Source organism: Paenibacillus chartarius (assembly GCF_042432825.1).
GTDB classification, from domain to species: domain Bacteria; phylum Bacillota; class Bacilli; order Paenibacillales; family NBRC-103111; genus Gordoniibacillus; species Gordoniibacillus chartarius.
The window spans coordinates 110800-126861 of record NZ_JBHLWN010000025.1 but is presented as its reverse complement, the minus strand read 5'-3'; the positions used below and the strand labels follow the sequence as shown (position 1 = coordinate 126861).

Below are 16062 nucleotides of genomic sequence, written 5' to 3'. Positions count from 1 at the left end.
TAGCATATTTTAAGTTTATTATGGGGTTGTACGCAAATATTACTTTTCTTTCAAATATTTCGATAATAACACGACAAGCCCCCCGACTCCACGACAGGGAACGGGGGGCTTGCCTAGCGGTTAGAGCCGCTCCAGGCGAACACGGCTGCCTCGGCCGGACGGTTCGGCCGGCTCGACGACAAGGCGGCGGTGCAGCCGCGCGCGCAGCTCCGCCACATGCGAGATGACGCCGACCGCAAGCCGGTCGGTATGGAGCTTCTCGAGCGCGTGAATGACCGTTTCGAGCAGCTCGGGATCCAGCGTGCCGAACCCTTCGTCCAGGAAGAAGAACTCGAGCGGCACTTCCCCTTTGAGCTGAATTTGCGCCGAAAGCGCCAAGGCGAGAGCCAGCGAGGTCAAGAACGTTTCGCCGCCGGACAGCGTCGTGACGGGCCGCTTGACCCCTCCGTTCGCGTCGTCGCGGATGACGAAGCCGCCGGCGGAGTCGACCTCCAGCGCGTACCGCTGGCGGGTCAGCCGGCCGAGCCGTTCGGAGGCGGCGCGGCTTACCTGCGTGAGCTGCTCCTCGGCGAGGAATTCGACGAACGCGTTGCCGCGCAGCACCGTCTGCAGCTTGCCCAGGCGGCTGTGGCGCGTGAGGCGCTCGCTGCGGCGCAGCTCGAGCTCCTGCCAGCGCGCGTGCTTCGCCGCGAGCTCTTCGTTGTCGCGCGCAGCTTTGGCGCGCGATTCGAGGGCGGCGTCGCGCCGCTGGCCGGCGGCGGCCAGCCGCTCCTGCGCGGCGGCCCAGTCGGCCTCGCTCGCCGAGCGGCCGGCGCGCCGCGCCTCCAGCTGTGCGTGCCGGGCGCGCAGCTCGCGCTCTTGCTCGCGGTGGGCGCGGACGTCGTCCACCCACCGCGAGCGGTCCTCGGCGCGGAGGAACGCCGCCTTGACGGCGTCCTCCGTGCCGAGGGCGCCCGCGCCGCCGGCAAGCGCAGCGTGCCACGCGGCGCCGGCGTGCGCGAGCCGGCGCGCCGCGGCCTCGCGCGCCTCGAGCGCGGCGCTGCGCAGCTCCGCCGCGCGCTGCAGCGCCGCCTGGGCGCGCTCGTGCGCGGCTTGCGCGGCGGCGGCGGCGCTCTTCAGAGCGGCCAGCGAAGCCCGCGCTGCGGCGAGCAGCGGCTCGGCGCGGCCTTCCTCGCCGCCGAGCCGCTCCAGCAGCTGCCGCTGCGCCGCCTCGGCCAGCTGCCGCTCGCCCTGCAGCCGCGTCCGCAGCTGCAGCGCCTCGCGGTCCAGCTCCGCCTCCTGGCGCTGCAGCTGCTCCAGCTTGGCGGCGAGCTCCGTCAGGAAGACGTCGCTCTTCTCCAGGCGACCGCGCAGGTCTTCCGCCTGCCGCTCCTTCGCCCGCAGCGCCTCCAGCTCGGCTGCCGCATCCCGGCCCGCGAGCTGCGGATAACGCTCCCGCCACTGCTCCCGTTTCAGGGTTAGTCCGCTTTCTGCGGCAGCGGCTTTCGCCTCCAGCGTTCTGTGCAGCTCGGCAGCCGCCTCTACCCGCGAGGCGAGCTCCTGTGCGCGGCGCTCGGCTTGCCGCAGCCCGCTGCCGGCGCGTGCCGCCGCAGCTTCGAGCGCCGCCGCCTGCCGCTCGCCGGCGCGCAGCCACTGCCGCAGCGCCTCCAGCTGCCGGTAAGCCTCGTCTATCGTCAATCGTTCGGCTGCTGGAACAATAGCGGCGAAAGGTACGCCGGCAGCAGCCGGGGCCGCATCGCCATCGGCGCTTGCTGCATCGGCTGCATCGATATCGCCCGACCCCGCAGGGCCGTTCCTGGCTGCGCGAGCACTGTCCTCCCGCTTATGACCCGAATCCTTGCCGTCTCCGAGCAGCGCAAGCAGCACATCCGCCAGCTTGGCCTCGGCTTGCCGCTCTTCTTCCGGCCGCACGACGCCAAGCGCGGCCGCGGCTTGCTCCCAACCGTCGCGCACCGGCTCCGGCAGCAGCTCCGCGGCCTGCCTGGCGGCGCCGCGCCAGCGGAACGCCAGCTGCCTGAGCGGCAGCTGCAGCTCCCGCGCCTCCTCGAGGAAGCGCTCGGCCAAATCGCCGCCGTCCGCAGCTTCATTCGCTCCGGCACCGCCGGCGGCAGGCGCCGGATGATGCGGCGACCCGCATACCGGACAAGGGTCGCCCTCGCGCAATCCGGCGGCAAGACGCTCCGCCAGCGCATGCCGCTCCGCTTGCTCGCGCAGCCGCTTTCCTTCCTGGACGGCCGCAGTTCCGGAGTTCAGCAGCATCTCCGCTGCCCGCTCCGCCTGCGCCAGCATCCGCTCCTGCGGGCCGTTCACCGCCAAGCTGCGCAGCAAATCGGCCCCTTGCTCCTCCAGCGCCAGCTTCGCATCGCGCAGCTCGGCCGCAAGTCCCGCCGCGCTGCGGCGTCCCTGCTCCAGCTCGGCGACCTGCTCGCGCCAGCCCGCCTCCAGAGCACTTAGCGCCTGCAGCTCCTGGACGGCGTTCTGCAGCGTCTGGCTTTCCTCCACACTGACCGAGCAGAGGCCCAGCTGCTCCTTGAGCTCGGCTTGCCGCCGCAGCCCTTTCTCCCGCAGCTCCAGCTCCTTCGCTACAGCCGCCTTCACTTCGGCCAGCCGCTGCTCCGCTTGCACGGCCGCTTGCTCGAGCGCCGCCGCGCTCGACCGCAGGCGGGCAACCTCCAGCTCGAGCTCCACCGCCTGCTCCAATCGGCCGATCCGGGCCAGCAGCGCCGCTTCCTGCTCGGCCAATGCCGCTGCCGCCGTTTCCTGCCCGCCGCGGGCCGCAGACGCCGTCCGCTCCGCCTCCGCGTAGCCGGCCTCGGCCTGCGCAGCACGCGCCTCCCCGGCCTGCGCCTGCTCGCGGGCCTCCGCCAGCTGCTCGACGTAAGGACGCAGCCGCTCCGCTTGCTCGGCCAGCGCCAGCCGCTGCTCCATACGGAGCACGTCCGGCTCGCGCTCCCGCAGCCTCTCCAGCTGCGAGTCGATATCCGCCTGCTCGCGCTGCCACGCGACGAGCTGCTTCAGCTCGTCATACACCGCTTCAGCGGCGGCAAGCTCTTCCCGCACCTGCAGCACCATACGCTCCGCTTCCGCAACCCGCTCCGCCGCCGCGGCGAGCGCCTCCGCCGATGCGTCGCCGAGCCCTTGCTGCTCCGCTGCCAGCTCCTTCAGCTCAACCTCCGCTTCCTTCAGCTTGGCGGCGACCTTCGCAGCCAGCTGGTCGCCGTACGCCTCGAGCCGGAACAGCCGCTGCAGCATCATGCGGCGGTCTTTGCCCGTCAGCGTCAGGAACTCGGCAAATTTGCCCTGCGGCAGCACGACCGCCCGCGTAAAATCAGGCATCGACAGCCCCAGCAGCTCCTGCACCTGGGCGCTGACATCACCGGCTTTGTCAGCCAACACGACCGTCCCTTCCGGTGAAAATCGCAGTAACCGGCTGACCGTCTGGTTGACCGTCACATCGCCGGTCCGCTTGAACTGGCGCTCGACCCGGTAGCGGTCGGCGCCGTCCGGACGCGACAGCTCGAACGTAAACGATACGGACATCGTCTGCTCCGCCTGGTTGATAATGCCCTGCGTCCCGTTCGGAGCGCGCTCGACCTTGCCGTACAAAGCCAGCGTGATCGCGTCGAGCACGGACGACTTGCCGCTCCCCGTAGGCCCGAATATACCGAATACTCCGGCGTCCGTCAGCTGTGTAAAATCAATTTCCTGCAGCTCCCGGTAGCTTTGCAGCCCGGCAATTTGCAGCGTTATCGGCCTCATTCGCGGCTCCTCCTTTTCCGAGCATCTATGCTCAAGCTCCCGCCTGTTCCCCGCCGTCTTCCTCCTGCCTCATCAGCTCGAGAAACAGCGTCATCAGCTCCGGCTCCGGCTGAGCCCCTCCGGTCTGTCTCGCATAAAACCGCCGGAACAGCTCGTCGATCGGCAGCGACGACTGCCTCTCCCGCACAGCCTCTGCTTCCAGCTCGGGATAGACGGGGCGAATGTGGATGAAGCCGTCGCGGGATTTTCGCAGCGAATGAATATCCTCCAGCGATAACGACTCGGCGATATGGACTTCCAGATCGATCCAGGCATGAGGATCCCGTCCTTCGTCAAGCCAGCTTCGCACTTGCGCCAGCCCCTCGGCCGCCCGCCACTTCACCAGCGGCCTGCCGCTCGACAGCCATATTTCGCGAGGCTCTACGAACGCACCCGGCGCAGCGTCGAATACCGTTACCGACTTCGCCTGCCCGGCCTCCGAGAAGCTGTACGCCAGCGGCGATCCGCTGTAACGCACTACCGTCTTTGCCTTCAGCGTCTGCGGCCGGTGCAGGTGACCGAGCGCCGCGTACTGTACGCCTGGTGCACACAGCGACTTGGTATCGACCGTATAGGCGCCGCCGACCTGGATCGGCCGCTCCGATTCCGATTCCGCGCCGCCCATCACGTAGAGATGGCTCATCAGCAAATTGACCGTATCCGGCCGGAATGCCGCCGCTTCTTTCGCCACAAGGCGCCCGATCCGCTCCGAATAAGCCGAGCGCAGCGCCTCCTCCTCCATCGACTCCTCCAGCAGCTCGCCGAGCCGCGATTCGGACGGATACGGCAGCGCATAGACGAGGGCCCTTTCTCCGGTTCGCGCTATGTCGAACTGCAGCAGCCCCGGCGCCGGCAGGCCGACCAGCCGGATGCCCTGCCCGCCCGCCAGCGGCGCGGAGGCGGCCAGCCGGTCCGGGTGATCGTGATTGCCCGCGATAACCGCCACCGGCCTGCGTCCGCCTTCGGACAGCTGCGCCACGCCTTCGTAAAACAGCCGTTCGGCCGCAGCCGGCGGGTTGACGGAGTCGTACACGTCTCCCGCCACCAGCACAAGATCGATCTGCTCGTCCCGCACGATCGCCGCCAGCTCGTCCATAAACGCCGCTTGCTCCTCCAGACGGCTGCGCCCTTCGAGCGTCCGCCCGAAATGCCAATCCGCCGTATGCAATATTCTCACTTGCAACCCCTCCTACAATTCCACCGTTAACGCCCCGTCAAAATAGTACACGAACCGCCCTGTCACCGGACGCTTCCAAATACGCTCCACCGCGCGGGCATACAGCCCGAGCTGCAGCTTGTACCGCTCGCGCAGCTCGCTCATGTCGGCCCCGCGCACAGCATCCGTCTTGAAATCGATCAGCACAAGTCCTTGTTCATCCTCAAACAAGCAATCGATAACCCCTTGGATGAGTACAGGCTCCGGTTCGGGCAGGCCCGCTCCGCCGGCAAACGCTTCATCCGAGGAAAGCGCGTAAGTAAACGGCACCTCCCGCTTCACGCTGCGGGCGCGAAGCAGCCTCTGTCCAAGCTCGCTCGCAAAAAAACGCACGATCGGCTCCGGATCGATCGCCTCCCGCTGCGCCGCCGTCAACAGCTCGCGGTTAACCATCCGCTCCATCGCAGCGGCGACTTCCTCCGGCGAAGGAGCCCGGCCCAGCGGCATTTGCTGCATAACGGCGTGGTAAGCCGTTCCCCGCTCGGCGGCGGTCAGCCGGCGCTCCTCCATGAACCGCGGCCTGCGGGCGAGCGCCGTTCGATGCGCCGCCATCGAAGCTCTGCGTTCCGCTCCGTCAATTCCGGTCTGCTGATGTCCATCCCGATGCTTGGCAGTGGACTCTGTACCGCGCCTTAAGGCTGACTCCTTGTTTTGTACTTTGCTTAGTTCCTCGCTTTGTTCCTTGCTCAGTTCCTTGCTCAGTTCCTCGCTTTGTTCCTTGCTCAGTTCCTTGCTCAGTTCCTTGCTTAGTTCCTCGCTTTGTTCCTTGCTCAGTCCCTTGCCTGGTTCTTCACTTAGATCCTCGCTTGGCTCCTTGCTTGGTACTTTGCCAGACTCTTCGCATTGCTCCGTTTGCCGCCCGCGCTCGTTCGCGATCACCGCAGCGCCGACCAGCCATGCGCCGGCAGCCGCACCTCCGTCCGTCATAGGCTCCGCCTCCCAGCCGCCGTCACCGGCAAGCTGTCTCTCGTGAAGCCGCTTCATCTCCGACACGGTCGTCTTCGACAGCAGCTTCGTCGCCGCTTCATAAGGGTATGTCCAGCCCAGAGCCCGCTCGATGTCTTCGCGCAATGAAGGCGATACGGCCTCCGCCTCGCCCGTAACCGGCTCCAGCCTGCGCAGCGCCTCCTGCTTCCAGGACTCCGGCGCTTGCTGCAGCACCTCGCCGCCGGCCTGCAGCCTGGCGGCATGCACGACCTCCACCGTCCAGCGCGACGGCTCCTCCGCCAGCCAGCCTTGCGGGACTCCTCCGTCCGCTTCGATCAGCTGGCGCCATGCTCCGGCCTGCGGATGACGCAGCAGCGCCGGACCGACCCAATCGTAGTAGCAGCGCGCTTTGGCCAGCTCGTGCTCAGGCAGCTTCCGGCCCGGCGCCTCCAAGGACCGGCTCCACTTGCGCAGCAGCTTGTCCGCCGAAGGCGCCGTACCGAGCAGGATCAGCTTCTCCCGGGCGCGCGTCAAGGCCACATAGAGCACCCTCATCTCCTCGGCCAGCAGCTCCCGCTTCATGCGGCGCTGAATCGCCAGCGACGGCAGCGTCGGGTAGCTCGCCCGAAGCTGCGCATCGACATAGCGCGGCCCGAAGCCAAGCTCCTTGTGCGTGACGAACGGCATGACGACGTCGCTGCGGTTGAACATTTTGCTCATGCCGGCTACGAACACGACAGGGAACTCCAGCCCCTTGCTCTTATGAATGGACATGATGCGCACGACGTTCTCCTGCTCGCCGAGCGCCCGCGCCGTGCCGAGATCGCCGCCGGTGTCCCGCATCCGCTCCAGAAAGCGGAGAAACCGGAACAGTCCGCGCAGCGACGTGCTCTCGTACTGCCTTGCCCGATCGTACAGCGCCCTCAGGTTCGCCTGACGCTGCCCGCCGCCCGGCAGGCCGCCGACGAAATCGAAATAACCGGTTTCGCCGTACAGCCGCCATATCAGCTCCGGCAGCGCGCCTTGCCTCGCTTCCGTCCGCCATTCGCGCAGCTTGGCCAGAAACCCGCCCAGCCGCTCTCTCAGCTTCTCGTCCGTTTCCACATACACCGCGGATGGAACGGACGCAAACCGCTCCGCCGCCTCATAGAACGTGCCTCCCCGGTCGGCGAGCCGGATGCGCGCCAGCTCGTCCGCCGTGAAGCCGACGATCGGCGAGCGCAGCACGGCCGCCAGCGGAATGTCCTGGTGCGGATTATCGATGATATTGAGCAGCGACAGCATCACATCGACCTCCGTCGCGGCAAAATATCCCGTGCTCAGCTCCGCATAAGCCGGAATGCCGCACAGCTTGAGCTCCTCGATGAAGATCGGAGCCCAGGCCGACGTTGCACGCAGCAAAATCACTACGTCACGGTACGTCGCAGCGCGGAAGCCTTTGCTCGCTTTATCAAATACCTGCAGCGGAGCTTCTTCGTCCTGCCCCAGCATTCGGCGGATGCGGGCGGCAATCGCGCGCGCCTCCAGCTGCGCCGTCTCCAGCTCCAGCCGCTCGTCTCCCTCCGTCTGGCCTGCGCCTTCCTCGTCATCGCCGCCCTCCGCTTCACCGGCCCCCACACGGGCGTATGGGTCCGCTTTGTCGATCAGCAGCGCCTCCACAGACAAGTCGGTTCCAGCCGAAGGCTCCGCATAATTCGCCCCGTACACAAGCTCCGCCCGTTCATCGTAATCGATCTCCCCGACAGCCCCGTGCATGATTTGCTTGAATACGTAGTTCACCGCATGGACGACTTCTTGGCGGGAACGGAAATTGCGCGCCAAATCGATGCGCCGTCCCGGTCCATCGCCCGTTAACGTGAACGACTGATATTTCTCGAGGAACAGTCCCGGCTCCGCAAGGCGAAACCGGTAAATGCTCTGTTTCACGTCGCCGACCATGAACCGGTTGCCGGGCGCTTCACGGGCGATCAAAGAAACGATCGCTTCCTGTACCCGGTTCGTGTCTTGATATTCGTCGAGCAGCACCTCTGCAAACTGTTCGCGGTACGCCTGCGCCGCAGCCGACGGCAGCAGCCGCTCCGGCGTCGAATCCGCGCCGCTCAGCACGCGCAGGCAGCAATGCTCCAGGTCGCCGAAATCGACGAGACCCTTCGCTTCCTTCGCTTCGCTGTAACGCGCGCCGAACTCGATGACGAGATCGACTAGCGTATGAACGATCGGAGCGAGCTGGGCCAGCTCAAGCGCAAACTGCTCCGGCGACCGTCCGAACAGCTCCTCCTGCAGCTTCGCAACCGCGTCCTTCGCTTGTCCGCGAAGCTCCTTCACCTGCTCCTGCAGCGCCTTGTCCACGTCGTCGCCCTTGCACGGCTTCAGCTTTCCGAACGCTGCCGCCGAGAAAGCGCCGAACAAGGCGTCCCAGCCGATATCGCACGCCTCCAGCAGCCCTTGCGTGACAAGCAAATCGTCCTGCAGAGTGGCGGCATACGGAACCGGACCTCCCGGCGCTTGAGCCAGATCGACAGCCTGCCGCAGCAGAGCGGCCGCTCCCTCCAGCTCAAGCCGTACGTCACCCAGCAAGCTGCGCTGCCACAGGTCGAGCGACGGCGGAGCGGCTTGCGGGAAGCGGATGACGCTGCCCGCAGCAAGTTCGCCGCCAAGATCCTTCGCTGCTTCGGCAACGGCAGCCGCAGCCTCGGCCATTCCCGCCTCCAGCACTTCTTCCGCTGCTGCGCCTTCACCGGCGCTCATCGGCGGCTGCGGCCCGAACCGTTCTGCTGCCGAACGGAGCCAGTGCTCCGGGTACGGATGGCTGCGCGACTCGTCATACAGCTTCTGAATGAGCTGATGCAAGCCGACATCGCTGCGTTCGCCGCCGAAGGCATCGACCGTCTGCCAGAATAAGCTGCCTTCCGCAGCCGTGCCGTAATGCTCCTCCAGCATCGCCTCGAGCACGTCCTGGCGCAGCAGCTCCGCTTCCGTCTCGTTGGCGATGCGAAAGCCCGGCGCCAAACCCGCCAGCTGCTCGTATCGCTGCACGACCTCAAGGCAGAACGAGTGCAGCGTCGTAATCGATGCGCGGCCCATCAGCGCCAGCTGGCGCCGCAGATGAGCGGAGGACGGCTGCTTCACCAGCTCCTTCTCCAGCGCCTCGCGAATGCGGTGCCGCATCTCGGCCGCCGCCGCTTTCGTGAACGTGGCGACGAGCAGCCGGTCGACATCGACCGGATCCCGCTCGTCGGTAATGCGCCGAATGATCCGCTCGACAAGCACGGCCGTCTTCCCGGACCCTGCCGCAGCGGCAACGAGCAGGTCGCTCCCGCGAACGGCTATCGCCGCCCACTGATCGTCCGTCCATGTCGCTTCCGCCGGCTTCGGCGGTACCGCGCCCGATGCCGCCGTGTTAGATGCCTGTTCCCTGCTCATTCCCGCCGTCTCCTTCCAGTACATTCCATACCTCTCCCTTGCTTAGCGGCCGCAACACCCGGTACCCGTTCTCCTCGCCAAGCGGCTCGAATTGGCATACCGAGCGGTACGCGCACATTTGGCACGGGGTCTTCTTACCGAGCCGGTACGGCTCGATCGCCACCTTGCCGTCCGTGATATCCGTTCCGATCCGCTTGATTTGACCGCGCACCTGCTCTCGCAGCGAAGTCCACTGCTGCGGCGTGACGACCGACGACGCGGAATAAAAGCCTCCGTCCGCCTTCAAGGCCGCCGGTATCAGCTCCGAGTAACCGCCCCGCGACTTCAGCTCGCTGTCCATCGCCCGCACGATGTCGGGATCGGCGGTAACGAGCCCGCGCATTTTGAACCGTCTGCGCAGCTCCTTCGCCGCTTCATCCGGCTGGGGACGGTTCTTGTGCAGGATCAGCGGATTGTGCACGTGAAAATACAGCACCCCCGCCGGCTCCGCATCGCGGCCCAGCCACACCTTCGCGTTCGACACGACGACGTCCAAATACGTCAGCATCTGCAGCGACAGGCCGTACAGCACCTCCGGCAGCACAAGCTGCGTTGGCCCCGACTTGTAGTCGATCACGCGCAGCAGCAGCCGATCGCCGAGCTCTGCAGAGTCGACGCGGTCGATCCGGCCGACGATGTCCATGATCCGCCCGTTGTCCAGCGGCAGCGTGAGCGCCGGCAGCGGCTGGCCCGGGCCGAACACGGCCTCGAGCTGAACCGGCCGGAATTCGCCGCGTCTCGCATGCTGTCCGAGCACCTCCGCCGCTCGTCCGACGATCGATGTCAGCTTGTGCTTGATATAACCGAACCGGTTCGAGCTGAGCAATATTTGCCCCTGCAGCTGCGGCGCAAGCGCGTCGACGACGGCGGACGTGCGGCGCTGCAGCTCGTCCGGCGGCAGCGTGCCCCAGTCGAGCCCTTGCTGCTGCAGCTCGCTGGCGAATTGGTCGAGCGTCGCGTGATACAGCTGCCCGATATCCGGCGCTTCAAGCCGGAACAGCCGCCGCTCCTTCAGCCGGAGGCCATACGAAGCAAAGTGGGAGAACGGGCAGCCGGCGAACGTCTCCATCCGCGACACGCTGGCCTGCAGCCGCTCGCCGTAGAGCAGCAAGCTCGACGCATCGCTGAGCTTCTGCTCCCGGTTTGTATAAAACAGCGCTCTAACTCCGATATCCAGCCGTTCCCGCCACTCTGTCCTGCCGGCCAGCCAATCGTAAGCTGCCCACCATACCGGGGATACCCGTTCCCCTTGCAGCCAGCGCTTCAGCTGAACCGCCAAATGCGATAAAGTGCGGGCCGGGCGGGAGGCGAACAAAGCCTGCGCTTCGTCCGCGTCCGATGCGTTCGGCTCCGCTGCAAGCGTCTGCTCCCGCCATGCGGGAAACAGCGGACGCAATTGCGGAACGATCTCCGACGGGAGCTGGGCCTTTCCTTCCTCATCGGCCTGCGGATACGAAATCCACAATCTGCGGCTCGGCACGGCGAGCGCCGTATATATAATAAATTGCTCGTCCAGCAGCTTGCGGCGGCTGTCCTCGGCAAGCGGCAGCCCGCGCTCGATCAGCCAAACGCGCTCCTGCTCGGTCAGCACGCCGTCCTCGCTCAGCTTCGCCGGCACGACGCCGTCGCTGACACCGAGCAAATACGCATATTTCACCTCGCCGGAGCGCGTCCGGTCCATCGACCCGACAAGCACCTGGTCGAGCGAAGGCGGAACGAGACCCAGCTTCATGCTCTCGAAGCCTTCATCGAGCAACGATGCGAACAGCTCCGTCGTAACCTCTTCTTCTCCGGTCAGCTCTACCAGCTGGTCGAGCATATCCATGATCCTCGCCCACAGCTGCGAATGCTCGCGCGCCTTCGCGGGTCTTCCCATCTCGATCGCCAGCTCGCTCCACCGCTCCAGCTTCTCCGGAACTCTCAGCCCGAGCAGCAGCTCCATGAGCGCTTCCGTCCGCTCGAGCACCGTACGGGCAGCCTTCATCCGCTTCTCGAACGGATGTAGTCCGCCCACGACAATTGCCCGGCACGCTTCCACCAGCCGCTCCTCCCGCTCCTTGCGGGCGGTCATTTCCGGCGCTTCGCCGTCAAGCCCGGCCCGGCGCAGAAAGCCCCACGGCAGACCGTCCGTCCAACGGGAGCCATATACGCCATAGGCAAGCACGACATTTTCCAGCTTGTCCATGCCTGCCCGCAGCTCGTCCGGCTCAAATGCCTTCCCATCAGCGTCCTCGGGAAGCAGCAGATCAGTCTTAACGCAGCGGAACACGGCGTCGTAAGGCCATCCCCGCAGCGTTACCTCCATGGCGGATCGAATGAGCTCGACGAGCGGATGGTGCAGCACGTGACGCTTCTCGTCGATAAAGAACGGGATCCCGTAGTCCGTAAACGTCGTCTGGATCAGATCCTTGTACCCTTCCGTGTCGCGGATCATAACCGCCATATCGCGCCAGCGCACGCCGTGCTCGCGGGCAAGCCGGATCATATCTCGGGCGGCCCCTTCCACCTCCGCCCGGCGGTTCGCCGCCGCCCGAATGACCAGCTGCTCGCGCTCCTCGGCCGAAGGCGCCGGATACGCCGGAGCATGGCGGCCGAACCTGTGCTCGAAATTCCGCTCAAGATGAGCCAGCACCGGAGCCGCCCGGTAACGGGGCGACACCCCTCCAGTCTCCGGCAGGCGCACCGTTTCCACTATCTTCACGCCCGCTGCAGCGAGCCGCTGCTGCAGCTCCACACATGTCCTCGCCGGCTTGTGGAACAGCTCCAGCTCGTCGATCGGTTCCCCCGCCTCGTACAGACGGTCCAGCGTCAGCGTCATCGTCACGCTGCGGGCGTGCTGCATCAGCTTCTCGACGGCCGTCAGCTCCATCGGCGTGAGCCCATGGAAGCCGTCGATCCATATGTCCGCCGAGCGAATCAGCTCCGAATGCGGCGTCTGCCTGATCAGCAGCTCCAACACGTCCTCGCCGTCCAAATACTGCCTGCTTAGCTCTGACTCCAGCCCCCGGTACAAGAGCCGCACGTCGTGCAGCTTGTCTTCCAGCCAGCCGCCTTCCGGCCGCTTCTCCCGCTCCGCGAACGACTCCAGCTGCTCCGCCGACACGCCGTACCGTTTCAGCTCCGTCACCAGCTCGTTCAGCTTGCCGGCGAAGCCCATCTTATCCATGCCTTTATGAAAATACCGCAGCTCCCCGCGATGCTTATGTAACAGCTTGTGCAGCAGCAGCTTCTTGCCGACCTCGTCGATCGGCACCCGCGCCGTGCCGCCTTCCTCCTGCATGATTCGCCACGCCAGACGGTGAAACGAAATCGCCTGCGCGCGAATCATGCCCTGCAGTCCCTCGCCGCCGACCAATGCATACTCCGCCTGAAACGTCGCCTGCTCCGGTACGAGCAGGATTAGCGGATGCCCGTCCGGCTCCTCCACCAGCCGCTGCCTGACTTCGTCCAGACAGCGCTGCGTTTTGCCGCTGCCCGCTCTGCCTATGATCCACCTTACTCCCATAGCCTACCTCGCCTTTCTATCGTTAATTTCTTCGATAGATTGATAGAGTTCATTTTAACATAGATGAAGGCTGGAGGAGGAATGGTAGAGGCTGGAAACGGATGGCGCACAGCAGCGGACTTATTCCTTCCTCGCTTGGCTAAACGCAAGCAGCGCTTGAACCAGGCACAGCATGCCGATCCCCCAGACCACACCGATGTACGCAATCGTGAGCGAATTGGCCGCAGAGCTGCCAAACCCTCCTCGCTCGAGAAGCCATACCCAGGTGAGCGCCCCGATCGACACCAAGATCAAATGACTCAGCATGGAATATGTTTCATTTTTACATGATACGGTCACCGTGTTATCTATTGAGGAACGCTAAAGAGCCATCCTCCGCGGATGGCCCTGATCTCTGTGAAACCATTACAAGACTTCGATATACCCTTCCGTTCCATGCACGCGAATTCGCTGCCCGTCTTTTATCAATTTGGTGGCATTTTCCACGCCGACAACCGCCGGCAAGCCGTATTCGCGGGCGATCACGGCTCCATGGGTCATTAATCCGCCGACCTCGGTGACTAGCCCTTTGATCGATACAAACAGCGGTGTCCAGCTGGGGTCGGTAAAGGAGGTGACTAATATATCTCCATCTGACAGGTCGGCATCTTCCAAGTTGAAGATGACGCGTGCCCGCCCTTCCGTAACTCCTGAAGAAACCGGCAGACCTGCAATCGCTTCGGCCGGGAGATTTTCCCGATTGTACTTCCCTGCAATGATTTCACCATCAGACGTGATCACACGTGGCGGTGTTAGTTTTTCATATAATTTGTACTCCTCTTTCCGTTTGCTGATGATCCGATAATCCAGCTGTTTTGTGCGAACGGCTTCGTGAAGCTCTTCAAATGCGAGAGCGTATATATCTTCTTTTTCACGAATAACACCCGCTTGTACGAGCTGTTCGGCTTCTTTCAGCAAAGCCTGCTTGTATATGAAGTAGCGGTTCACCATCCCGTATTTCGGATATTCCCGGTAGCCGATGAAATTCCGGAGTAGGTTGATCCTGCGTTTTGTTTCTTTGGCTTTTTGTTCGCCATCCGGCAATTGCTTCAAACGAACCAGTAGCTCTTGTTCTTTGTTCAAAGCTTCCTGACGCCCTTGCTCAAACTTCCGCTTGCTGGCATTAGGCTCAAAGTTTCTTATATTACCAAGAATGATGGGGATCAGTATAGCCGGGTTTTCACTCCAACGAGTTCTGGTGATATCGATTTCTCCGGTACACCGCATTCCGTATTTGCCGAGAAACTCATAGATCGCGTCACGGGCTTCCCGTCCGCCATCCATCTTAACCAGTTCCTCCAAGAAGCTATCCTCTTGAACATGTCGTAAATATTCGATAACTTCCGGATAAGGGCGAATCACGTCCGCGACATCCAATAGCGCCAAACCCATTTCCGAAGTAATGTTGTTCGGTACCGATTGAGCAAGCGTGTCTGCTGCGTTCTTTTCGCCTAACCACTCATACATGTTTTCATTGATCCAAGTTGTAGCATTTATAGCCGCCATAAACACAGCCGTACTTTGCGGGTCAAATAAGATCTTCTTTAATCGCTGGATATCTTCCAGAATAAAATCAAACAAATCCGATCCCGATTTCGCTTGGATGGTTTGTTTTAACTCTTCTATCGATGTTTGACTACGCTTCATCAAATCGGAGACGATGGTCGGATCATTCTCGAATTGTGCCAGCATATCTGTATTACTAATGCTCGGAATCGGTGCCGGTTGATCATTGGATAACAATTTGATAAAATCTCGCTCGATTATGGTCATCAGTGCGCCTTTGATGAGCGGATCGGATCCCAAGGCATTCAATAAAGATTCCCGCCCGGCAAGTGTAGCCAGCCTAGGTGAAACATCGACAAACAACCTCCCACCGGCTTTACGCATAGGCGCCGGAGTAACTAACAGGTAGAAAGACAAGCCCAGCGGTTGAATGGGATCGGTCATCATTTGCTGGTGTCCGACAGATACGTAAACGTGATTGTCTTGGTCATTCGCCTCCGGAATCGGGTATAACGTCGTGATTGGACGACTCTGCACGATATAAAACGTATCGTCTGCCAAACACCATTCGATATCTTGCGGACAGCCAAAATAAGCTTCGATCCGTCTTCCGATGCTTTCCAGCCGTAAGATTTGTTGTTCCGTAAGCGTCTGAGTATTTTGCTGCTCAGGATCGATTTGCCGCGTCTCTGTTCCGCCTTCTCTACGTCCATAGACAGCCAATTTTTTGGTTGCGATCCTCTTATCGACGATGTTTCCTTCCCGTACTTGATAACAATCGGCGGATACCAAGCCGGAGACCAGCGCTTCTCCAAGTCCAAACCCGGCATCGATGGATAACAGCTTCCGGTTGGAAGTAACCGGATCGGCGGTAAACAAAATCCCGGAAGCGTGCGGGAACACCATCCTCTGCACGATAACGGATAATTGAACTTGGCTGTGGTCAAATCCGTTTTGTATGCGATAGATGACCGCGCGATCCGTAAAAAGGGATGCCCAGCATTTGCTGATATGCTGCAGGATCGCTTCCTTTCCGATGATGTTTAAGTAGGTGTCATGCTGACCGGCAAAAGAAGCGTGCGGCAAATCCTCGGCAGTCGCACTGGACCGCACTGCATAAGCATGCTCCTCGCCGAACCGGGAGAGATAGAGAGCGACTGCATTCACAACATCGGATGGAATTTCTGTTTCCAAGATGGTTTGCCGAATCTTCCCGCTGACTTCGCCAATTTGATCTCGATCCTCAGCTTTAAGCTTGGTTAGCCGGTCGAGCAAAGCATGATACGTGTCGTTGTGTCCGATGGCTTTTTGGTATCCCGCTGTTGTAACACAAAAGCCTTCCGGTACTCGGATCCCTTGAATTTTTGATAATTCTCCTAAATGTAACCCTTTTCCGCCAACGAGCAACAGCTGCGTTTTTTCCATTTCTTGAAAACCGAGAACCAAAGTACTCAATGCACATCTCTCCTAATCAGTGAAATGAGAAAAACATTTGACAAGAGCTTACCGGCGTGTTACACTTAAGATGTAGAATGGATAAACTGTGCTCTGATCCAATAAAACGCGCACAGTCGTATTCCGATTATATCATCGCGTCTGTTTATGTGCA

Annotated in this window: 6 protein-coding genes; all 6 read right to left on the bottom strand. The window is 62.6% G+C overall.

Annotated features, from left to right (window positions below; all coding sequences use genetic code 11):
- Positions 1-120: 120 nt before the first annotated feature.
- Entirely contained in the window at positions 121-3759 is a 3639-nt protein-coding gene (locus tag ACFFK0_RS06315) for an AAA family ATPase (protein WP_377469139.1), read from the bottom strand.
- Positions 3760-3790: 31 nt separating this feature from the next.
- Positions 3791-4975: an exonuclease SbcCD subunit D gene (locus ACFFK0_RS06310; protein ID WP_377469138.1), complete on the bottom strand. Its 1185-nt coding sequence runs from the start codon at positions 4973-4975 to the stop codon at positions 3791-3793.
- Between the two features lie 12 nt (positions 4976-4987).
- Positions 4988-9364 (bottom strand): helicase-exonuclease AddAB subunit AddA, encoded by a 4377-nt coding sequence (gene addA, locus ACFFK0_RS06305; RefSeq protein WP_377469137.1) that lies wholly within the window; start codon positions 9362-9364, stop codon positions 4988-4990.
- Entirely contained in the window at positions 9342-12908 is a 3567-nt protein-coding gene (gene addB, locus ACFFK0_RS06300) for a helicase-exonuclease AddAB subunit AddB (protein ID WP_377469136.1), read from the bottom strand. The genes addA and addB overlap by 23 nt, the downstream gene beginning before the upstream one ends.
- 120 nt (positions 12909-13028) lie before the next feature.
- On the bottom strand, positions 13029-13214 hold the full coding sequence (locus ACFFK0_RS06295) for a hypothetical protein (RefSeq protein WP_377469135.1): 186 nt from the start codon (positions 13212-13214) through the stop codon (positions 13029-13031).
- A gap of 99 nt (positions 13215-13313) precedes the next feature.
- Complete coding sequence (gene ppsA / locus ACFFK0_RS06290) at positions 13314-15908, bottom strand: phosphoenolpyruvate synthase (RefSeq protein WP_377469134.1); 2595 nt, start codon at positions 15906-15908, stop codon at positions 13314-13316.
- Positions 15909-16062 lie beyond the last annotated feature (154 nt).